Source organism: Pseudomonas sp. LB3P81 (assembly GCF_054897965.1).
The window spans coordinates 1,584,875-1,605,806 of record NZ_JBUBVG010000001.1 but is presented as its reverse complement, the minus strand read 5'-3'; the positions used below and the strand labels follow the sequence as shown (position 1 = coordinate 1,605,806).

Genomic DNA, 20,932 nt, shown 5'->3' with positions numbered 1-20,932 from the left:
AACAGAGGACAGGAGTTCGATCATGACATGCCCTAATACCGCCAGACCCGGCATCAAACCGTTCAGTCATTTGCAGCATCCACGCGAGGTGATCCGTCAGTTCACCCCGAACTGGTTTGCCGCGACCATGGGCACCGGCGTATTGGCGTTGGCGCTGGCGCAGTTGCCGGTCGCGAGCCCCGGTTTACATGTGATTGCTGAAGTCCTTTGGCTGTTCAATATCGTTCTGTTCGCTTTATTCACGGCGCTATACGCGGCACGTTGGGTGCTGTTCTTCGACGAAGCGCGGCGGATTTTCGGCCATTCCACGGTATCGATGTTTTTCGGCACGATCCCCATGGGTTTGGCGACGATCATCAACGGATTTCTGTTGTTCGGTCTGCCGCGCTGGGGCGAAGGCGTGATTCATGTTGCGCAAGTGCTGTGGTGGCTGGATGTGGCGATGTCGCTGGCGTGTGGTGTGCTGATTCCTTACATGATGTTCACCCGCCAGGAACACAGCATCGATCAAATGACCGCCGTCTGGCTGTTGCCGGTGGTGGCCGCGGAAGTGGCGGCAGCCAGCGGTGGCCTGCTGGCGCCGCATCTGGCTGACGCCCATTCGCAACTGGTGGTTCTGGTCACCAGCTACGTGCTCTGGGCATTTTCCCTACCGGTGGCGTTCAGCATTCTGACAATCCTGTTGCTGCGCATGGCGCTGCACAAACTGCCCCACGAAAACATGGCCGCTTCGAGCTGGCTGGCACTCGGCCCGATTGGCACCGGGGCGCTGGGCATGTTGCTGCTGGGTGCCGATGCGCCGGCGATCTTTTCCGCCAATGGTTTGCCGGGCATCGGTGAGATCGCCGCCGGGCTGGGGTTGGTGGCCGGGATTACGTTGTGGGGCTTTGGTCTATGGTGGATGTTGATCGCGTTGCTGATCACCGGTCGTTACCTGCGCGCTGGCATACCCTTCAACCTCGGCTGGTGGGGTTTCACCTTTCCGCTGGGCGTCTATTCTCTGGCAACGTTGAAACTGGCCAGCACCTTGAACCTGACGTTTTTCAGTGCCTTTGGCTGTGTGCTCGTGGCGTTGCTGGCGGTGATGTGGCTGATCGTCGCCAAACGCACGGTGCAGGGCGCATGGCGGGGCGAGTTGTTTGTCTCGCCGTGCATTGCAGGATTAAAGAAATAACCTGCAAAGATTAGGTAAGGTGTGGCCTGGATCGACGTGCGACATTCCAACAGCAGTATCCACGCCATCATCAGGCTTTCCAACTTCAGGAACATGGAAGATGAGTCACCCCTCACAGTTCAGTTTGCTTCGCACTCGGCGTTTCCTGCCGTTTTTCGTGACCCAGTCCCTCGGGGCGTTCAACGACAATGTCTTCAAGCAGTCGCTGATCCTCGCCATTCTGTACAAGTTGACCATCGCGGGTGATCGTTCGATCTGGGTCAATCTGTGTGCGCTGCTGTTTATCCTGCCGTTCTTTCTGTTTTCGGCGCTGGCCGGGCAGTTTGGCGAAAAGTTCGCCAAGGACGCGCTGATTCGTCTGATCAAGCTTGGGGAAATCGCCATCATGGCGGTCGGCGCGGTCGGGTTTGTCTTTGATCACCTGTCGCTGATGCTGCTGGCGCTGTTCGCCATGGGCACGCACTCGGCGCTGTTCGGGCCGGTGAAATACTCAATCCTGCCCCAGACCTTGCACGAAGACGAACTGGTGGGTGGCAACGGTCTGGTGGAAATGGGCACCTTCCTGGCGATCCTCGCCGGGACCATCGGCGCCGGGATCATGATGTCGTCCGCGCATTACGCGCCCATCGTGTCCACGGCGATCATCGGCATTGCAGTGCTCGGTTATCTGGCCAGTCGCAGCATTCCACGGGCGGCGGCCTCATCGCCGGAAATGCGCCTGAACTGGAACATCTTCAGTCAATCCTGGGCCACCTTGAAACTGGGCCTGGGGCAAACCCCGGCGGTGTCGCGCTCGATTGTCGGCAACTCATGGTTCTGGTTTGTCGGGGCGATTTACCTGACGCAAATCCCGGCCTATGCCAAGGAGTGGATGCACGGCGACGAAACCGTGGTGACGCTGATTCTTACCGTGTTCTCGGTGGGCATCGCCCTGGGTTCACTGCTCTGCGAAAAACTGTCCGGACGCAAAGTCGAGATCGGTCTGGTGCCGTTCGGCTCGTTTGGGCTGACCGTGTTCGGCTTGCTGCTTTGGTGGCATTCCGGCGCAATTCCCGACAGCGTCAACGGCCATGGCTGGATCGAGATTCTCGGCTTTGGTCACACCTGGCTGGTGTTGATCGACATTCTCGGTCTCGGGGTTTTCGGCGGTTTCTACATCGTGCCGCTGTACGCGCTGATCCAGTCACGCACCCCGGAGAACGAGCGGGCGCGGGTGATTGCCGCCAACAACATTCTCAACGCGCTGTTCATGGTGGTCTCGGCGATTGTTTCGATCGTGTTGCTGAGCCTGGCCAAGTTGTCGATCCCGCATTTGTTCCTGGTGGTGTCGCTGCTGAACATCGGCGTCAACGCCTACATCTTCAAAATCGTCCCCGAGTTCAGCATGCGCTTCATGATCTGGCTGCTCAGCCATTCCATGTACCGCGTGGAGCATCGCAATCTGGAGGCTATTCCGGATGAAGGCGCGGCGTTGCTGGTGTGCAATCACGTGTCCTTCGTCGACGCGTTGCTGATCGGCGGCGCGGTGCGTCGGCCGATTCGCTTTGTGATGTATTACAAGATCTACAACCTGCCGGTGCTGAACTTCATCTTCCGCACGGCCGGGACGATTCCGATCGCGGGACGTCAGGAAGATATTCAGATTTACGAAAAGGCCTTCACGCGCATCGCCCAATACCTGAAGGACGGTGAGCTGGTGTGCATCTTCCCTGAAGGCAAATTGACCGCCGATGGCGAGATCAACGAGTTCAAGGGCGGGCTGACGCGGATTCTCGAAGAGACGCCGGTGCCAGTGATTCCGTTGGCCTTGCAGGGGCTGTGGGGGAGTTTCTTCAGTCGCGATCCCGACAAAGGCGTATTCCGTCGGTTGTGGTCGCGGGTGACCCTGGTGGCGGGTTCGGCGGTGGCGGTCGAGGTGGCAGAGCCAGCCAGGTTGCAAGGGTTGGTTGGAGAGTTGCGTGGCGCTGTGCGCTAATCCTGTCGATGCGGGCTGCTACGGCTGCGAGCCCGCCAGCGAGCCTTCAGCCCGCCATTGCCAATCGGTTGCGTCCTTCGCGCTTGGCCACATACAGCGCGCTGTCGGCCCGTCGCAACAGGCTTTCGACTGACTCTCCGGGCAGCAGGGTCGAACAGCCGAGGCTGACGGTCAGCTCGATCCGTTTGCCGTCGGCCAGATAATCCTTGGCCTGCGCAGCAAACCGCAGCCGCTCGCCGACCATGGCCGCCGCCTCGCGGCCGGTGTTGGACAGCAGAATCAGGAACTCTTCGCCACCATAGCGGAACACCATGTCGACGTTGCGCAACTGGCTTTTGATCGAAGCTGCAACAGCCTTGAGTACGTCATCACCTGCGCTGTGGCCATGGTTGTCGTTGATCTGTTTGAAATGGTCGATGTCCAGCATCAGCAGCGACAAGGGGTGCAGATGCCGACGCGACATGTCGATTTCCCGTTGCAGCGTCTGGTCCATGGCAATGCGATTGCCGGTGTCCGTGAGTGGGTCGCGCAAGGCACTTTGGGTGGCGGCGCGGTAGAGCAGGGCATTGCGCATCGGGTACAGCAATGTGGACAGCAGCGACTCAAGGTTGCCCTGTTCCTGCTCGCTGAAACGCTGATTGCGGCGGAATACCAGTTCGCCCAGGTGCTCGCCTTCATGGCTGAGGGTGTAGCTGATCGAGTGGTGACCGCGCAGACCGAAGTCCAGGCGCAAGTCGCTGGCTTTGTGCTCGTAGCTCAAGGCATCAAGCGGCACGAGTCGCTGAGATTCACGGAAGAAGAGCTCGAGAATGCGTTGTGGCTCAAGACTGGTTTGCAGTTGCAGGCTCAGTTGCTGGCGCAGTTGCGCAAGACTGATCGGCCTCTCCAGAAGCGGGGGCTGCTGACCAAAGCCCAGGCGTTGCAATTTGGCGCTATCAAAGTCAATTGCGTTGGTCTGGGAAGGTGATTTCATATGGCATGCGCCCCTAAGCAGTAAGGCTGTCTTACAGGCTGGGTGAGAGCGGCTTTGGGCTGCGCGTCATACTGGTCCATCAGTCCCGTAGGACATTTGGCGCAAGTCTAATCTGCTTTGTAGAAGATTAGTAACCTATCGACTCGAGCGTCGCCCAATCTGCTTCCACACGGCGAGTGTGAGGAAATTTAGAGCGAAAGTCGTGCCATTCGGTTCAGTCGGATTAAAAGACTTGTAAATCAATATTTTGGGTAATGTTCAGACGGTTTTTGTCTCGTCCAGTGACATTTATTTGACTGGGGCAAACGGAAGTTAGACGCTTTTTGAGTGCCGTGACGGAAATTCGCCACGGCACAAAAGCGACGCACGGTGTTATTGAGCGTTGAACGCCTGGCCGTTGATGCCGGTGCTGTCAGGGCCCATCAAGTAGAGGTAGACCGGCATGATCTCCTCGGGAGTCGGGTTGTTCTGTGGGTTTTCACCGGGGTAAGCCTGGGCGCGCATGCTGGTGCGGGTGGCGCCTGGGTTGATGCTGTTGGAGCGCACCGGGGCCACGGTGTCGACTTCGTCGGCCAGGGTTTGCATCAGGCCTTCGGTGGCGAATTTGGAGACGCCGTAAGCGCCCCAGTACGCACGGCCCTTGCGGCCGACGCTGCTGGAAGTGAACACCACCGAAGCGTCCTGCGACAGCTTCAGCAGCGGCAACAGCGTGCTGGTGAGCATGAACATGGCGTTGACGTTGACTTGCATGACACGCATGAAGTTCTCGCCGGACAGTTGCTCGATCGGCGTGCGCGGACCAATGATCGATGCGTTGTGCAGCAAACCGTCGAGGTGGCCGAATTCGGTTTCAATCATCGCCGCCAGCTCATCGTACTGATGGGGCAGGGCGGTTTCCAGATTGAACGGGATCACGGCCGGTTGTGGATGACCGGCGGCCTCGATTTCGTCATAGATGCGAGTCAGGTTGGCTTCGGTCTTGCCCAGCAACAATACGGTGGCGCCGTGGGCAGCATAGGTTTTCGCAGCGGCAGCGCCGATACCGCGACCAGCGCCGGTGACCAGAATGACCCGGTCCTTGAGCAATTCAGGGCGTGCGGAATAATCAAACATAGAAACCTCACAACAATTCAGTAGGCAGTCATCGCACTTGTGGCGAGGGAGCTTGCTCCCGCTCGGCTGCGAAGCAGTCGTAAAGCCTGTAAATGCGGTGTGCCTGAAAGAAAGCGTTTATAGATAGTGGGGCTGCTAAGCAGCCCAGCGGGAGCAAGCTCCCTCGCCACAAAAAGCGGTTCGGCTCAGCAGCTAGAGAGCGCGCTGTCCAAAACCTTGCGCAACTCCAGCGGATGATCGACCACCACATCCGCCCCCCAATGCCGCGGGTTATCGTCCGGATGAATATAGCCATAGGTCACGGCGGCCGTCCGGGTGCCAGCATCGCGGCCAGACTCGATATCACGCAGGTCATCTCCCACGAACAGCACGCTGGCCGGATCGAGGTCGAGCATCTTGCACGCCAGGATCAACGGTTCCGGGTCCGGCTTGCTGTTTTTCACGTGATCCGGGCAGATCAACAGCGCCGAGCGCTCGGACAGCCCCAGTTGCTGCATGATCGGCTCGGCAAACCGCAATGGCTTGTTAGTGACCACGCCCCAGATCAGGTTGGCTTTCTCGATGTCGGCCAGTACTTCGGCCATGCCGTCGAACAACTTGCTGTGAACGGCGCAACCCGCGAGATAACGCTCAAGGAACTCCAAACGAAGTTCTTCGAAGCCCGGAGATTCCGGGTCCATCGAAAACGTCACGGCAACCATCGCCTTGGCGCCGCCGGAGATCTCGTCGCGAATGTGTTTGTCATTCATCGGCGGCAAACCACGGTCGGCACGCATCGCCTGGCAGATCGCGATGAAGTCCGGCGCGGTGTCGAGCAGGGTGCCGTCCATGTCGAAAAGAACTGCTCTGATACGCATCGGCTTACTCCTCGCGCAGGGTCTGGATCATGTAGTTGACGTCCACGTCGGAGGCCAGTTTGTAGTGCTTGGTCAGCGGGTTATAGGTCAGGCCGATGATGTCCTTGACGGTCAGGCCAGCCATGCGGCTCCAGGCACCCAGCTCGGAAGGGCGGATGAATTTCTTGAAGTCGTGAGTGCCGCGCGGCAGCAGCTTCATGATGTATTCGGCGCCGACGATGGCGAACAGGTACGCCTTCGGGTTGCGGTTGATGGTGGAGAAGAACACCTGGCCGCCCGGTTTGACCATTTTGAAGCAGGCACGGATGACCGAAGACGGGTCCGGCACGTGCTCGAGCATTTCCAGGCAAGTGACCACGTCGAACTGCTCGGGCATTTCTTCGGCCAAGGCCTCGGCAGTGATCTGGCGGTATTCAACGTTTACGCCGGATTCCAGCTGATGCAGCTGAGCGACGGCCAGCGGCGCTTCGCCCATGTCGATGCCCATCACGGTCGCGCCGCGCTGGGCCATGGCTTCGCTGAGGATGCCGCCGCCGCAACCAATGTCGAGGACCTTCTTGCCGGCCAGAAGGACCCGTTCGTCAATCCAGTTGACCCGCAGCGGGTTGATGTCGTGCAGCGGTTTGAACTCGCTTTCGCGGTCCCACCAGCGATGGGCCAGGGCTTCGAATTTGGCGATTTCGGCGTAGTCGACGTTACTCATGGTTCATCCTCTAAAACTTGAAAAATCCTGTTGCCCCGGCGGTTGGCCCCAGGGTGCTTACAATTCGGTGTGGCCGCTGATGCGCTGGCCCCAGACTTTGGCGGTGGCGCAAAGCTGTTCTTCATCCAGGCGGGTCAGGCGACGGTCGTCGAGCAGTTGCTTGCCACCCACCCAAAGGTGTTTCACGCAGTCGCGACCGGTGGCGTATATAAGCTGCGAAACCGGGTCGTAGACCGGTTGCTGCGCCAGGCCGGAAAGGTCGAACGCGACCATGTCCGCGGCTTTGCCGATTTCCAGCGAGCCGACCTCCGCCTCGATCCCCAGCGCCCGGGCGCCGTTGAGCGTGGCCATGCGCAATGCGCGATGGGCGTCCAGTGCGGTGGCCGACCCGGCGACGGCTTTGGCCAGCAGTGCGGCGGTGCGGGTTTCGCCGAGCAGGTCGAGGTCATTGTTGCTGGCAGCGCCATCGGTGCCGACGGCCACGTTGACACCTGCCTGCCACAAACGCTCCACCGGGCAGAAACCGCTGGCCAGCTTCAGGTTCGACTCCGGGCAATGAATCACATTAGTGTTGCTTTCTACCAGCATCGCCAGATCTTCATCGCTGATCTGCGTCATGTGAACCGCCTGGAAGCGCGGTCCCAACAGGCCCAGGCGCGCCAGTCGGGCCAGCGGACGTTCGCCACGCTGTTCGATCGCCTGCTGCACTTCGAAGGCGGTTTCGTGGACGTGCATGTGGATCGACGCGTCCAGCTCCTCGGCGATCACCCGGATTTTTTCCAGGTTTTCGTCGCCCACCGTGTAAGGCGCGTGGGGACCGAAGGTGACTTTGATGCGCTCGTGGTGCTTGAGATCGTTGAACAGTTCGACGCCCTGACGAATGGCCTCGTCCGCCGTGCTGGCGCCCGGGATCGGGAAATCGAGGATCGGAATCGCGATCTGCGCGCGAATGCCGCTGTTATGCACGCTTTCGCTGGCAACCTTCGGGAAGAAATACATGTCAGAGAAGCAGGTGATGCCACCTTTGATCTGTTCGGCGATGGCAAGGTCGGTGCCATCGCGTACAAAGGCCTCATCGACCCACTTGGCTTCGGCCGGCCAAATGTGGTTTTCCAGCCAGGTCATCAGCGGCAGATCGTCGGCCAGGCCGCGGAACAGTGTCATCGCCGCATGCCCGTGAGCATTGATCAGGCCGGGGCTGAGCAGCATGCCCGGCAGTTCGCGGACTTCGGTTGCGTCAAGCTTCAGCGCAGCCGCGCGTGGGCCGATAAAGACAATGCGTCCGTCGCGGATGCCCAGGCCATGCTCTTTGAGGACAACACCAGCGGGTTCGACGGGTACCAGCCAGGTCGGCAGCAATAACAGGTCGAGCGCAGCGGCAGTGTTCGGCATCGAGAGTCGGTTCCAGTGCTTTTGTAAAGGATGGCGAAGTATACCCGAGCGTCTTCGCGGGGGGATCGCTATAATCGGCGGCTTTGTTACTGAGTACGGGGTGTGGGATGCGCGATCGACTGTTGGCTGCGGAGAAGGTGAAGGCCATCGATTGGCGTGATGGTGTCCTGTACTTGCTGGATCAGCGTATTTTGCCGTTCGAGGAAACCTGGATTGCCTACACCAGCGCTGCTGGCGTGGCCGAGGCCATTCGTTCGATGGTGGTGCGTGGCGCGCCGGCGATTGGTATCAGTGCTGCGTATGCCATGGTGTTGGCAGCTCGCGCACGAATTGCCGAGGGCGGTGACTGGCAGGCCGCGTGGGAAGAGGATTACGCATTGCTGGCCGATTCCCGTCCAACGGCGGTGAATCTGTTCTGGGCCTTGAGTCGCATGCGTGACCGCCTTGATCGTCTCAAGGACGATGCCGACCCTCTGGCGGCGCTGGAGGCGGAGGCCATCGCCATTCATGAAAGTGATCGCGAAGCCAACCTGACTATGGCGCAACTGGGGGTGGACCTGATCCGCAAGCATCAGGGCAACGCGCAGGCGATCCTGACCCACTGCAACACCGGCGCGCTGGCAACCGGCGGTTTCGGTACGGCGCTGGGCGTCATTCGCGGGGCGTTCATCGAGGGCATGGTCGAGCGCGTCTACGCCGACGAAACCCGTCCGTGGTTGCAAGGTTCGCGACTGACCGCGTGGGAGCTGGCCAACGAAGGCATTCCCGTGACGCTCAATGCCGACTCCGCCGCGGCCCACATTATGAAGACCAAAGGCATTACCTGGGTCATCGTCGGCGCCGACCGGATCACCGCCAATGGCGATGTGGCCAACAAAATCGGTACCTATCAACTGGCGGTGAACGCCATGCACCACGGTGTGCGCTTCATGGTGGTGGCGCCGAGTTCGACCATCGACATGAATCTGGCCAGTGGCGACGACATTCCGATTGAAGAGCGTGACGGCCGCGAGTTGCTGGAAGTGGGTGGCAAGCGGGTCGGGGCGGATGTCGATGCGTTCAACCCGGTGTTCGATGTGACGCCGGCGGATTTGATCGACGCGATCGTCACGGAAAAAGGCATTGTCGAACGGCCGGATACGGCGAAGATGGCGCAGTTGATGTGCCGTAAGCGCCTGCATTAAAGACATCGGGCGCCTGATAGAAAGCCTTCGCGGGCAAGCCCGCTCCCACCTTCGACCGTATCTGACTGGAGAGCTCGGTCAACTGTGGGAGCGGGCTTGCTCGCGAAGAGGCCCTGAAAGACAATCCAAAAGGCCGATTCAGACTCGAATTCTCCATTCGACGCGGCTCTAAGCCTCTCTGGTCCCCTATCAGCCTGCCACCAGTCAACTAACTACACTCCATGCGCATCTGGGGGATAGGTGCGTGGCGGCTCTTGTGATAACATCCGGCGGTTTCCAAGGTAGCCCGATGTGGCTGCCTTTACTGCGCAGATCCATGGCATAACTCGTTGATTTGTCGTAAGTCGGTGCATTGGCACTCAGCCTGCACCGGCGAGCTTCGTTCGTCCCATATGGATGTGACGAAGTTTCACCAGAAAAAGGAATCAGGCTTCTCATGGGCGAACTGGCCAAAGAAATCCTCCCGGTCAATATCGAAGACGAGCTGAAGCAGTCCTACCTCGACTACGCGATGAGCGTAATTGTCGGGCGGGCACTGCCGGATGCGCGCGATGGCTTGAAGCCCGTGCACCGGCGTGTGCTGTTCGCGATGAGCGAGCTGGGCAACGACTTCAACAAGCCGTACAAGAAATCTGCCCGTGTTGTCGGTGACGTGATCGGTAAGTATCACCCGCACGGTGATACCGCGGTGTACGACACCATCGTTCGGATGGCGCAGCCATTCTCGCTGCGCTACCTGCTGGTAGACGGTCAGGGCAACTTCGGTTCGGTGGACGGCGACAACGCCGCGGCCATGCGATACACCGAAGTGCGCATGACCAAGCTGGCGCACGAGCTGCTGGCTGACCTGCATAAAGAAACCGTGGACTGGGTGCCGAACTACGACGGCACCGAAATGATCCCGGCGGTCATGCCGACCCGTATTCCCAACCTGCTGGTCAACGGCTCCAGCGGTATCGCCGTGGGCATGGCGACCAACATTCCGCCGCACAACCTCGGTGAAGTCATCGACGGTTGCCTGGCGCTCATCGACAACCCCGAGTTGACCATCGATGAGCTGATGCAATACATCCCCGGTCCGGACTTCCCGACCGCCGCGATCATCAACGGTCGCGCCGGCATCATCGAAGCCTACCGCACCGGTCGCGGCCGCATTTACATGCGCGCCCGCTCGATGATCGAAGACATCGACAAGGTCGGTGGCCGTCAGCAGATCGTCATCACCGAACTTCCATACCAGCTGAACAAGGCCCGTCTGATCGAGAAGATCGCCGAGCTGGTTAAAGAGAAGAAACTCGAAGGCATCACCGAACTGCGCGACGAGTCCGACAAGGACGGTATGCGCGTCGTGATCGAACTGCGTCGTGGCGAAGTGCCTGAGGTGATCCTCAACAACCTCTACGCCCAGACCCAGCTGCAAGCTGTATTCGGTATCAACATCGTTGCGCTGATCGACGGCCGTCCGCGGATCCTGAACCTCAAGGACCTGCTGGAAGCCTTCGTTCGTCACCGTCGCGAAGTCGTTACCCGTCGTACCGTGTTCGAACTGCGTAAAGCCCGCGAACGTGGTCACATTCTGGAAGGCCAGGCGGTTGCCCTGTCGAATATCGACCCGGTGATCGCGCTGATCAAGGCCTCGCCAACCCCGTCGGAAGCCAAGGAAGCGCTGATCAGCACGCCGTGGGAATCTTCCGCCGTGGTCGCGATGGTCGAGCGTGCCGGTGCCGATTCGTGCCGTCCGGAAAACCTCGATCCGCAATACGGTCTGCGCGAAGGCAAGTACTTCCTGTCGCCGGAACAGGCGCAAGCCATTCTGGAACTGCGTCTGCACCGCCTGACCGGTCTGGAACACGAAAAACTGCTGGCCGAGTATCAAGAGATCCTCAACCAGATCGGCGAGCTGATCCGCATCCTCAACAGCGCCACGCGCCTGATGGAAGTGATCCGCGAAGAGCTGGAAGTGATCCGCGCCGAATACGGCGATGTGCGTCGCACCGAAATTCTCGATGCCCGTCTCGACCTGACCCTGGGTGACATGATCCCGGAAGAAGAGCGCGTCGTGACCATTTCCCACGGTGGCTACGCCAAGACCCAGCCATTGGCTGCGTACCAGGCCCAGCGTCGTGGCGGTAAAGGCAAATCGGCTACCGGCGTGAAGGATGAGGACTACATCGCTCACCTTCTGGTCGCCAACAGCCACACCACGCTGTTGCTGTTCTCCAGCAAAGGCAAGGTGTACTGGCTGAAAACCTACGAAATCCCGGAAGCGTCCCGCGCTGCCCGTGGTCGTCCGCTGGTCAACCTGCTGCCGCTGGACAGTGATGAGTACATCACCACCATGCTGCCGGTCGAGGAATACACCGAAGGTCACTTCATCTTCATGGCCACTGCCAAAGGCACCGTGAAGAAGACCCCGCTGGAGTCCTTCAGCCGTCAACGCAGTGTCGGTCTGATCGCGCTGGAACTGGATGAAGGTGACGTGCTGATTTCCGCCGCCATTACCGATGGCGACCGTGAAGTCATGCTGTTCTCCGACGGCGGCAAGGTGACTCGCTTCAAGGAAACCGACGTTCGTGCCATGGGCCGTACCGCTCGCGGTGTCCGCGGCATGCGTCTGCCGGAAGGCCAGAAGCTGATTTCCATGCTGATCCCGGAAGACGGCAGCCAGATCCTCACCGCTTCGGCCCGTGGTTTCGGCAAGCGTACGGCGATCACCGAGTTCCCTGAGTACAAGCGTGGCGGTCAGGGCGTTATCGCCATGGTCAGCAACGACCGTAACGGCCGTCTGGTCGGCGCGGTTCAGGTGCTCGACGGCGAGGAAATCATGCTGATTTCCGACCAGGGTACTTTGGTTCGTACCCGTGTCGACGAAGTCTCCAGTCTGGGTCGTAACACCCAGGGCGTGACCCTGATCAAGCTGGCCAGCGATGAAACGCTGGTAGGCCTGGAACGGGTTCAGGAACCGTCGGAAGTCGAAGGTGAAGAGCTGGAAGGTGAAGAGGGCGCAGTGTTCGACGGTGAAGTCGTGATCGACGACGTTGTTGAAGACCAGCAGCTCGACGCCGCCGCTGACGAAGAACCGCAAGAGTAAGCGGGCAAACAGGGGGCGGATGAAAATTCGCCCCCTTGTTGTTTGTCCGAACGGAAATATCGACACCCACGACGATCAAATGTGGGAGCGGGCTTGCTCGCGAAAGCGGAGTATCAGGCGACATATTTGCTGAATGTCAGCCCGTCTTCGCGAGCAAGCCCGCTCCCACATTGGCCGATGTGTTGAATCAAGATTTATGTGGTCACCAAATCAGAGCGAGATTGGATGTGAGCAAGAGAGCCTATAACTTCTGTGCCGGTCCTGCGGCACTTCCCGAAGCTGTCCTGCAGCGCGCCCAAGGTGAACTCCTTGATTGGCACGGCAAGGGCCTCTCGGTCATGGAAATGAGCCATCGCAGTGATGAGTTCGTGTCCATCGCGACCAAGGCCGAGCAGGATCTGCGTGATCTGCTGAATATCCCCTCGAACTATAAAGTGCTGTTTCTGCAAGGTGGCGCGAGCCAGCAATTTGCTCAGATTCCTCTGAACCTGTTGCCGGAAAGCGGCACTGCCGACTATATCGACACCGGTATCTGGTCGCAGAAAGCCATCGAAGAAGCGTCGCGCTACGGCCACGTCAACGTCGCCGCCACCGCCAAGCCTTACGACTATTTCGCGATTCCCGGTCAGAACGAATGGAAGCTGTCGAAAGACGCGGCCTACGTTCACTACGCGCCGAACGAAACCATCGGCGGCCTGGAATTCCAGTGGACTCCGGAAACCGGTGACGTTCCGCTGGTCGCCGACATGTCTTCGGACATTCTCTCGCGCCCGATTGATGTTTCGCGCTTCGGCATGATCTACGCAGGCGCCCAGAAAAACATCGGCCCGAGCGGCATCGTCGTGAACATCGTTCGCGAAGACCTGCTGGGCAAGGCCCGTTCGCTGTGCCCGACTATGCTCAACTACAAGGTCGCGGCCGATAACGATTCGATGTACAACACGCCGCCAACCCTGGCCTGGTACCTGTCCGGCCTGGTGTTCGAGTGGCTGAAGGAACAGGGCGGTGTCGAAGCCATCGGCAAGCTCAACGAAGTGAAACAGCGCACGCTGTACGACTTCATCGATGCCAGCGGCCTCTACAGCAACCCGATCAACAAGTCGGATCGCTCGTGGATGAACGTGCCGTTCCGTCTGGCTGACGATCGTCTGGACAAGCCATTCCTGGCCGGTGCCGACGAGCGTGGCCTGCTGAACCTCAAGGGTCACCGTTCCGTGGGCGGCATGCGCGCCTCCATCTATAACGCCGTCGACATCGTTGCGGTCAATGCACTGATTTCGTACATGGCAGAGTTCGAGAAGGAACACGGCTAATGTCTGAGCAAGAACTCAAGGCACTGCGCCTGCGCATTGATGCCCTGGACGAAAAAGTCCTGGAGCTGATCAGTGAGCGCGCACGCTGCGCCCAGGAAGTTGCGCGAGTAAAGATGGCCTCGCTGGCCGAAGGCGAAGTGCCGGTGTTCTATCGTCCTGAGCGCGAAGCTCAGGTGCTCAAGCGTGTGATGGAGCGCAATCAGGGCCCACTGGGCAACGAAGAGATGGCGCGGCTGTTCCGCGAAATCATGTCTTCGTGCCTGGCCCTCGAGCAGCCGCTGAAAGTGGCTTACCTCGGTCCTGAAGGCACCTTCACCCAGGCGGCGGCCATGAAACACTTCGGCCACGCCGTGATCAGCAAGCCGATGGCGGCGATCGACGAAGTGTTCCGCGAAGTGGCGGCCGGTGCGGTGAATTTTGGCGTGGTCCCGGTGGAAAACTCCACCGAGGGCGCGGTCAACCACACCCTCGACAGCTTCCTCGAACACGACATGGTCATCTGTGGCGAAGTCGAGTTGCGGATTCACCATCACCTGCTGGTCGGTGAAAACACCAAGACCGACAGCATCAGTCGCATTTATTCCCACGCCCAGTCGCTGGCCCAGTGCCGCAAGTGGCTGGATGCACACTACCCGAATGTCGAGCGCGTGGCGGTTTCGAGCAACGCTGAAGCGGCGAAGCGGGTCAAGGGTGAGTGGAACTCGGCGGCAATTGCCGGTGACATGGCCGCAGGCTTGTACGGGCTGACCCGTCTGGCCGAGAAAATCGAGGATCGCCCGGACAACTCCACGCGATTCCTGATGATCGGTAGCCAGGAAGTGCCGCCGACCGGCGACGACAAGACCTCGATCATCGTGTCGATGAGCAACAAGCCCGGCGCGCTTCACGAGTTGCTGGTGCCGTTCCACGACAATGGCATCGACCTGACGCGAATCGAGACGCGTCCTTCGCGCAGCGGTAAATGGACCTACGTGTTCTTTATCGACTTCGTCGGCCACCACCGCGATCCACTGGTAAAAGGTGTGCTGGAAAAAATCAGTCAGGAAGCAGTGGCACTTAAAGTGTTGGGTTCCTACCCGAAAGCCGTTCTCTAAGGGGTAGCAAATGAGTGGCAACTTCCTCGCTCTGGCACAGCCAGGCGTGCAACAACTCTCGCCCTACGTTCCGGGCAAACCTGTGGACGAACTGGCGCGCGAACTGAATATCGATCCGGCCAGCATCGTCAAACTGGCGAGCAACGAAAACCCGTTGGGCGCCAGTCCGAAGGCGCTGGCGGCGATTCGTGAAGAGCTGGCCGAACTGACCCGTTATCCGGATGGCAACGGTTTTGCGCTCAAGACCCTGCTGGCCGACCAGTGCCGCGTCGAGCTGAATCAGGTGACGCTGGGCAATGGCTCCAACGACATTCTGGAACTGGTCGCTCGCGCTTATCTGGCGCCGGGCCTGAACGCGGTGTTCAGCGAGCATGCGTTTGCGGTTTATCCAATCGTTACGCAAGCCGTCGGCGCTACGGCCAAAGTGATTCCGGCCAAAGACTGGGGTCATGATCTGTCAGCCATGCTGGCTGCAATCGACGCCGATACCCGCGTGATCTTTATCGCCAACCCGAACAACCCGACCGGAACCTGGTTTGGCGCCGAAGCGCTGGACGAGTTCCTGCAGGACGTGCCGGAGCACGTGCTGGTGGTGCTGGACGAGGCCTACATTGAGTACGCCGAAGGCAGCGATTTGCCGGATGGCCTCGACTATCTGGCCGCGTACCCGAACCTGCTGGTTTCGCGGACTTTCTCCAAGGCCTACGGTCTGGCGGCGTTGCGGGTCGGTTATGGCTTGTCCACCGCTGTAGTTGCCGATGTTCTGAATCGCGTGCGTCAGCCGTTCAACGTCAACAGCCTGGCTCTGGCCGCTGCCTGCGCCGCGGTGCAGGACACCGAGTACCTGGCTGAAAGCCGTCGCCTGAACGAAGCTGGCATGCAGCAACTGGAAGCGGGTTTCCGCGAGCTGGGGCTGAGCTGGATTCCGTCCAAGGGCAACTTCATCTGTGTCGATCTCGGTCGTGTTGCTTTGCCGGTCTTCCAGGGCTTGCTGCGCGAAGGCGTGATCGTGCGTCCGGTGGCCAACTACGGCATGCCAAACCACCTGCGCATCACCATCGGCCTGCCGGCGGAAAACAGCCGCTTCCTCGAGGCGCTGACCAAGGTTCTGGCTCGTGGTTGATGTCACTGCTCTGCAATCTGCTGAACCTATGATCGGTCGCCTGGTGGTGGTCGGTCTGGGGCTGATTGGCGGTTCGTTTGCCAAGGGTTTGCGTGAAAGCGGCCTGTGCCGCGAAGTTGTCGGTGTCGATCTCGACCCGCAGTCGCGCAAACTGGCGGTTGAGTTGGGTGTGGTCGATCGCTGCGAAGAAGACCTGGCGGTCGCTTGTCAGGGCGCAGACGTGATTCAGCTGGCTGTGCCGATCCTTGCCATGGAAAAGATGCTCGGCCGCTTGGCTAGCATGGACCTGGGGCAAGCGATTCTGACCGACGTCGGCAGTGCCAAAGGCAATGTCGTGCGCGCCGCGACCGAAGCGTTTGGCGGAATGCCGGCGCGTTTCGTGCCGGGCCACCCGATTGCGGGCTCCGAGCAGAGCGGGGTGGAAGCCTCCAATGCCGAGCTGTTCCGTCGTCATAAAGTGATTCTGACGCCGCTGGATCAAACCGATCCGGCCGCACTGGCAGTGGTCGACCGTTTGTGGCGCGAACTGGGCGCCGATGTCGAGCACATGCAGGTCGAGCGTCACGACGAAGTGTTGGCGGCGACCAGCCATTTGCCGCACTTACTGGCGTTCGGTTTGGTCGATTCACTGGCCAAACGCAATGAAAACCTTGAGATCTTCCGTTACGCTGCCGGCGGTTTCCGCGATTTCACAAGAATCGCGGGGAGCGACCCGGTCATGTGGCACGACATCTTCCTCGCCAACCGCGAAGCTGTCCTGCGCACACTCGATACATTTCGCAGCGACCTCGACGCCTTGCGCGACGCGGTCGATGCAGGGGATGGGCATCAATTGTTGGGCGTGTTCACGCGCGCCCGGGTTGCCCGCGAACATTTCAGTAAAATCCTGGCACGCCGGGCTTATGTGGACGCTATGAACTCCAACGACCTGATTTTCCTGGCACAACCTGGTGGCCGCCTGACTGGGCGGATTCGTGTACCGGGCGACAAATCGATTTCCCACCGTTCGATCATGCTCGGCTCCCTGGCCGAAGGCGTCACCGAAGTCGAAGGCTTCCTCGAGGGCGAAGACGCCCTGGCGACCTTGCAGGCCTTCCGCGACATGGGCGTCGTGATTGAAGGTCCGCACCACGGGCGCGTGACCATCCACGGCGTCGGCCTGCATGGCCTTAAGCCTGCACCGGGCCCGATCTACCTGGGCAACTCCGGCACCTCGATGCGTCTGTTGTCCGGCCTGCTGGCTGCGCAGAACTTCGACAGCACCCTGACGGGTGACGCCTCGCTGTCCAAGCGTCCGATGAATCGCGTGGCCAATCCGTTGCGTGAAATGGGCGCCGTGATCGAGACCGCTGCAGAAGGCCGTCCGCCAATGACCATTCGTGGCGGCAACAAGCTCAAGGGCCTGACCTACACCATGCCGATGGCCAGCGCCCAGGTTAAATCCTGCCTGCTGCTGGCGGGTCTGTACGCCGAAGGCAGGACCACCGTCACCGAGCCAGCGCCAACCCGCGACCACACCGAGCGCATGCTGCGTGGCTTCGGCTACCCGGTCACCGTCAACGGCGCAACGGCGTCGGTCGAGTCCGGGCACAAGCTGACCGCGACCCATATTGAGGTGCCGGGCGACATTTCGTCTTCCGCGTTCTTCCTGGTGGCGGCGTCAATCGCAGAAGGTTCGGAGCTGGTGCTTGAGCACGTCGGCATCAATCCGACCCGTACCGGCGTGATCGACATCCTGCGCCTGATGGGCGCTGACATCACCCTGGAAAACCAGCGTGAAGTCGGCGGCGAGCCGGTAGCGGACCTGCGCGTACGTGCAGCTAAACTCAAAGGCATCGAGATACCCGAAGCGCTGGTGCCGCTGGCCATCGACGAATTCCCGGTGCTGTTTGTGGCGGCGGCGTGTGCCGAAGGGCGCACTATCCTGCGCGGTGCAGAAGAGTTGCGAGTCAAAGAGTCGGACCGAATCCAGGTCATGGCCGATGGCTTGCTGGCACTGGGCGTCAAATGCGAACCGACCCCGGACGGCATCATCATCGACGGCGGCCAGATCGGCGGCGGCGAAGTGCACGGTCACGGCGATCACCGGATTGCCATGGCCTTCAGCGTTGCTTCACTGCGCGCCACTGCACCGATCCGCATCCATGATTGCGCCAACGTCGCGACCTCGTTCCCGAACTTCCTGGCGCTGTGCGCTCAGGTCGGTATCCGTGTTGCACAAGAGGCTCAGTCGTGATTATCAAGCCACCGGTCATTACCATCGACGGCCCGAGCGGATCGGGTAAAGGCACTATCGCCGGGATTCTGGCCAAGCGCCTGGGCTGGTGTCTGCTGGATTCCGGTGCGCTGTATCGTCTGCTGGCATTTGCCGCGCGCAACCACGGCGTGGATCTGACCAATGAAGAGTCGCTGAAGCTGCTCGCGGCTCATTTGGACGTGCAGTTCGTCGGGGCGACCGAAGGTCATCCGCAGCGCATCATCCTCGAAGGTGACGATGTCACCGATGATTTGCGCAATGAACAAGTGGGTGCGTGGGCCTCGCAAGTGGCCGCCTTACCGGCCGTGCGCGACGCTCTGCTGCAGCGTCAGCGGGCATTTCAGGAAGCGCCGGGCCTGGTAGCCGACGGCCGCGACATGGGTACCGTGGTTTTCCCCGATGCGCCGCTGAAGATATTTCTCACTGCCAGTGCCGAGGAGCGTGCGCGCCGTCGATACTTGCAGTTGAAGGGCAAAGTCGATGGTGTTAGTCTGTCGAGTCTGCTAGATGAGATACGTGTCCGCGACGAGCGTGACACCCAGCGAGCGGTAGCCCCGCTCAAGCCGGCGGCTGACGCCATACAGCTGGATTCCACGGAATTATCCATCGACCAGGTGCTGGAACGCATCATGAGCGAGATCGCCATTCGCGATATCGCCGGGTGACCAAGAAGCTTCGCAGGGGACCAGTCATAGTCCTGTGGCGCTTCTTTTAATTGAAACTAACCCACATCGTCTGGGATGTGGAGATGGGCGTATTCTTCGCCCTCATCAACAGGAATTAAAATGAGCGAAAGCTTTGCGGAACTCTTTGAAGAAAGCCTAAAAACCCTGAACCTTCAGGCAGGCTCCATCATCACCGGTGTTATCGTTGATATCGATTACCAGGCTCGCTGGGTAACCGTTCACGCTGGCCTGAAGTCTGAAGCACTCATCCCGCTTGAGCAGTTCTACAACGACGCTGGCGAGCTGAACATCAACGTTGGTGACGAAGTTCACGTAGCGCTGGATTCGGTTGAAGACGGCTTTGGTGAAACCAAGCTGTCCCGTGAAAAAGCCAAGCGCGCTGAATGCTGGATTGTTCTGGAAGCTGCCTTCGCAGCCGAGGAAGTGGTCAAGGGCGTTATCAACGGTAAGGTTAAAGGCGGCTTCACTGTCGACGTTAACGGCATCCGTGCGTTCCTGCCAGGTTCCCTGGTTGACGTCCGTCCTGTGCGCGACACCACGCACCTGGAAGGCAAAGAGCTGGAATTCAAGGTCATCAAACTCGACCAGAAACGCAACAACGTTGTCGTTTCCCGTCGTAGCGTCCTCGAAGCCGAGAACTCCGCCGAGCGTGAAGCTCTGCTGGAATCCCTGCAGGAAGGTCAACAAGTCAAAGGTATCGTCAAAAACCTCACCGATTACGGCGCATTCGTCGATCTGGGTGGCGTCGATGGCCTGCTGCACATTACCGACATGGCTTGGAAGCGTATCAAGCATCCTTCCGAAATCGTCAACGTTGGCGACGAGATCGATGTCAAGGTTCTGAAGTACGATCGCGAACGCAATCGTGTTTCCCTGGGCCTGAAGCAACTGGGCGAAGATCCATGGGTTGCTATCAAAGCCCGTTACCCAGAAAGCACTCGCGTTACCGCTCGTGTAACCAACCTGACCGACTACGGCTGCTTCGCTGAGCTGGAAGAAGGCGTTGAAGGTCTGGTACACGTTTCCGAAATGGACTGGACCAACAAAAACATCCACCCTTCGAAAGTCGTACAAGTCGGCGACGAAGTGGAAGTTATGGTTCTGGACATCGACGAAGAGCGTCGTCGTATCTCCCTCGGCATCAAGCAGTGCAAATCTAACCCATGGGAAGATTTCTCTGGCCAGTTCAACAAGGGCGATAAAATCTCCGGCACCATCAAGTCGATCACCGATTTCGGTATCTTCATTGGTCTGGACGGCGGCATCGACGGTCTGGTTCACCTGTCCGACATCTCCTGGAACGAAGTGGGCGAAGAAGCCGTTCGCCGCTTCAAGAAGGGCGACGAGCTGGACACCGTTATCCTGTCGGTTGACCCAGAGCGCGAGCGCATCTCCCTGGGTATCAAGCAACTGGAAAGCGATCCGTTCTCCGAGTACGTTCAAGAGAACGACAAAGGCGCAATCGTTAAAGGCATCGTGAAAGAAGTTGACGCTAAAGGCGCCATCATCACTCTGGCCGACGATATCGAAGCGACTCTGAAAGCCTCCGAAATCAGCCGTGACCGCGTTGAAGACGCGCGTAACGTTCTGAAAGAAGGCGAAGAAGTAGAAGCCAAGATCATCAGCGTTGACCGTAAGAGCCGTGTAATCCAGCTCTCCATCAAGTCGAAAGACGTTGAAGAAGAGAAAGAAGCAATCCAGAGCCTGCGCGACAAGCCAGCTTCGGATGCTCCTGCTGCTGGTCCTACCACTCTGGGCGACCTGTTGCGTGCACAAATGGAAAAACAGAACTAAGTTCTGTCAGACCATAGAAAAAGGGCGACTTCGGTCGCCCTTTTTTGTGCCTGCGATTTGATGAGTCCAGTGATCGCGTCGCGTGACAATTTTGCCCATGAAACCAATCGCCCCGAAAAGCGGTCTCTTTCCTTAATCGGATCAATCGTTTATTTGCAGCTAGTCTTTAGTCAGAAGCGAACACAGTCGGGCAAGGCACCCGA

15 protein-coding genes are annotated in these 20,932 nt (G+C 59.5%); 10 read left to right on the top strand and 5 right to left on the bottom strand.

Features of this window, described 5'->3' with window-relative positions:
- Positions 1–22: 22 nt before the first annotated feature.
- On the top strand, positions 23–1,174 hold the full coding sequence (locus ACYZTL_RS07370) for a TDT family transporter (protein WP_461951220.1): 1,152 nt from the start codon (positions 23–25) through the stop codon (positions 1,172–1,174).
- A gap of 100 nt (positions 1,175–1,274) precedes the next feature.
- Positions 1,275–3,149 (top strand): MFS transporter, encoded by a 1,875-nt coding sequence (locus tag ACYZTL_RS07365; RefSeq protein WP_461951219.1) that lies wholly within the window; start codon positions 1,275–1,277, stop codon positions 3,147–3,149.
- A 46-nt stretch (positions 3,150–3,195) separates the two neighbouring features.
- On the opposite strand, the gene ACYZTL_RS07360 is transcribed toward ACYZTL_RS07365, so the two are convergent.
- From ACYZTL_RS07360 to ACYZTL_RS07340, 5 genes are all read right to left on the bottom strand, one after another.
- Positions 3,196–4,122: a GGDEF domain-containing protein gene (locus ACYZTL_RS07360; protein WP_461951218.1), complete on the bottom strand. Its 927-nt coding sequence runs from the start codon at positions 4,120–4,122 to the stop codon at positions 3,196–3,198.
- Positions 4,123–4,494: 372 nt separating this feature from the next.
- Positions 4,495–5,235 carry a YciK family oxidoreductase gene (locus ACYZTL_RS07355; RefSeq protein WP_461951217.1) on the bottom strand — a complete coding sequence of 247 codons (741 nt, stop codon included), beginning with the start codon at positions 5,233–5,235 and terminating at the stop codon, positions 4,495–4,497.
- Positions 5,236–5,420: 185 nt separating this feature from the next.
- Positions 5,421–6,092, bottom strand: coding sequence for an N-acetylmuramic acid 6-phosphate phosphatase MupP (gene mupP, locus ACYZTL_RS07350; protein WP_461951216.1), 672 nt, complete (start codon positions 6,090–6,092; stop codon positions 5,421–5,423).
- 4 nt (positions 6,093–6,096) lie between these two features.
- A complete protein-coding gene (gene ubiG / locus ACYZTL_RS07345; protein ID WP_461951215.1) occupies positions 6,097–6,795 on the bottom strand; it encodes a bifunctional 2-polyprenyl-6-hydroxyphenol methylase/3-demethylubiquinol 3-O-methyltransferase UbiG in 699 nt (232 codons plus the stop codon).
- A 57-nt stretch (positions 6,796–6,852) separates the two neighbouring features.
- Entirely contained in the window at positions 6,853–8,187 is a 1,335-nt protein-coding gene (locus tag ACYZTL_RS07340; RefSeq protein ID WP_461951214.1) for a TRZ/ATZ family hydrolase, read from the bottom strand.
- A 107-nt stretch (positions 8,188–8,294) separates the two neighbouring features.
- Here ACYZTL_RS07340 and mtnA point away from each other — a divergent pair, with 107 nt between their 5' ends.
- The 8 genes from mtnA to rpsA all read left to right on the top strand — a co-directional run bounded on the left by mtnA (position 8,295) and on the right by rpsA (position 20,729).
- Positions 8,295–9,371, top strand: a complete 1,077-nt coding sequence (mtnA, locus tag ACYZTL_RS07335) for an S-methyl-5-thioribose-1-phosphate isomerase (protein ID WP_461951213.1) — start codon at positions 8,295–8,297, stop codon at positions 9,369–9,371.
- A gap of 436 nt (positions 9,372–9,807) precedes the next feature.
- Positions 9,808–12,462, top strand: coding sequence for a DNA gyrase subunit A (gene gyrA / locus ACYZTL_RS07330; RefSeq protein ID WP_461951212.1), 2,655 nt, complete (start codon positions 9,808–9,810; stop codon positions 12,460–12,462).
- Positions 12,463–12,689: 227 nt separating this feature from the next.
- On the top strand, positions 12,690–13,775 hold the full coding sequence (gene serC / locus ACYZTL_RS07325; protein WP_461951211.1) for a 3-phosphoserine/phosphohydroxythreonine transaminase: 1,086 nt from the start codon (positions 12,690–12,692) through the stop codon (positions 13,773–13,775).
- Positions 13,775–14,869 (top strand): prephenate dehydratase, encoded by a 1,095-nt coding sequence (gene pheA, locus ACYZTL_RS07320; protein WP_007899727.1) that lies wholly within the window; start codon positions 13,775–13,777, stop codon positions 14,867–14,869. Before serC ends, pheA begins: the two co-directional genes overlap by 1 nt.
- A gap of 10 nt (positions 14,870–14,879) precedes the next feature.
- The gene (gene hisC / locus ACYZTL_RS07315; protein WP_461951210.1) at positions 14,880–15,992 is read left to right on the top strand and encodes a histidinol-phosphate transaminase; all 1,113 of its coding nucleotides are present in this window, start codon (positions 14,880–14,882) and stop codon (positions 15,990–15,992) included.
- Positions 15,993–16,020: 28 nt separating this feature from the next.
- Complete coding sequence (locus ACYZTL_RS07310) at positions 16,021–18,228, top strand: bifunctional prephenate dehydrogenase/3-phosphoshikimate 1-carboxyvinyltransferase (protein ID WP_461954282.1); 2,208 nt, start codon at positions 16,021–16,023, stop codon at positions 18,226–18,228.
- A complete protein-coding gene (gene cmk, locus ACYZTL_RS07305) occupies positions 18,225–18,914 on the top strand; it encodes a (d)CMP kinase (protein WP_008148720.1) in 690 nt (229 codons plus the stop codon). The genes ACYZTL_RS07310 and cmk overlap by 4 nt, the downstream gene beginning before the upstream one ends.
- Before the next feature lie 120 nt (positions 18,915–19,034).
- Positions 19,035–20,729: a 30S ribosomal protein S1 gene (gene rpsA, locus ACYZTL_RS07300; protein WP_461951209.1), complete on the top strand. Its 1,695-nt coding sequence runs from the start codon at positions 19,035–19,037 to the stop codon at positions 20,727–20,729.
- The last annotated feature ends 203 nt before the right edge of the window (positions 20,730–20,932 follow it).

Excerpts from the sequence above, each read along its gene's own strand:
- mupP (WP_461951216.1), bottom strand. The coding sequence starts at position 6,092 with ATGCGTATCAGAGCAGTTCTTTTCGACATGGACGGCACCCTGCTCGAC.
- hisC (WP_461951210.1), top strand. The coding sequence starts at position 14,880 with ATGAGTGGCAACTTCCTCGCTCTGGCACAGCCAGGCGTGCAACAACTC.
- rpsA (WP_461951209.1), top strand. The coding sequence starts at position 19,035 with ATGAGCGAAAGCTTTGCGGAACTCTTTGAAGAAAGCCTAAAAACCCTG.
- mtnA (WP_461951213.1), top strand. The coding sequence starts at position 8,295 with ATGCGCGATCGACTGTTGGCTGCGGAGAAGGTGAAGGCCATCGATTGG.
- ACYZTL_RS07370 (WP_461951220.1), top strand. The coding sequence starts at position 23 with ATGACATGCCCTAATACCGCCAGACCCGGCATCAAACCGTTCAGTCAT.
- ACYZTL_RS07340 (WP_461951214.1), bottom strand. The coding sequence starts at position 8,187 with ATGCCGAACACTGCCGCTGCGCTCGACCTGTTATTGCTGCCGACCTGG.
- ACYZTL_RS07360 (WP_461951218.1), bottom strand. The coding sequence starts at position 4,122 with ATGAAATCACCTTCCCAGACCAACGCAATTGACTTTGATAGCGCCAAA.
- ACYZTL_RS07310 (WP_461954282.1), top strand. The coding sequence starts at position 16,021 with ATGATCGGTCGCCTGGTGGTGGTCGGTCTGGGGCTGATTGGCGGTTCG.
- ACYZTL_RS07355 (WP_461951217.1), bottom strand. The coding sequence starts at position 5,235 with ATGTTTGATTATTCCGCACGCCCTGAATTGCTCAAGGACCGGGTCATT.
- pheA (WP_007899727.1), top strand. The coding sequence starts at position 13,775 with ATGTCTGAGCAAGAACTCAAGGCACTGCGCCTGCGCATTGATGCCCTG.
- ACYZTL_RS07365 (WP_461951219.1), top strand. The coding sequence starts at position 1,275 with ATGAGTCACCCCTCACAGTTCAGTTTGCTTCGCACTCGGCGTTTCCTG.
- ubiG (WP_461951215.1), bottom strand. The coding sequence starts at position 6,795 with ATGAGTAACGTCGACTACGCCGAAATCGCCAAATTCGAAGCCCTGGCC.
- gyrA (WP_461951212.1), top strand. The coding sequence starts at position 9,808 with ATGGGCGAACTGGCCAAAGAAATCCTCCCGGTCAATATCGAAGACGAG.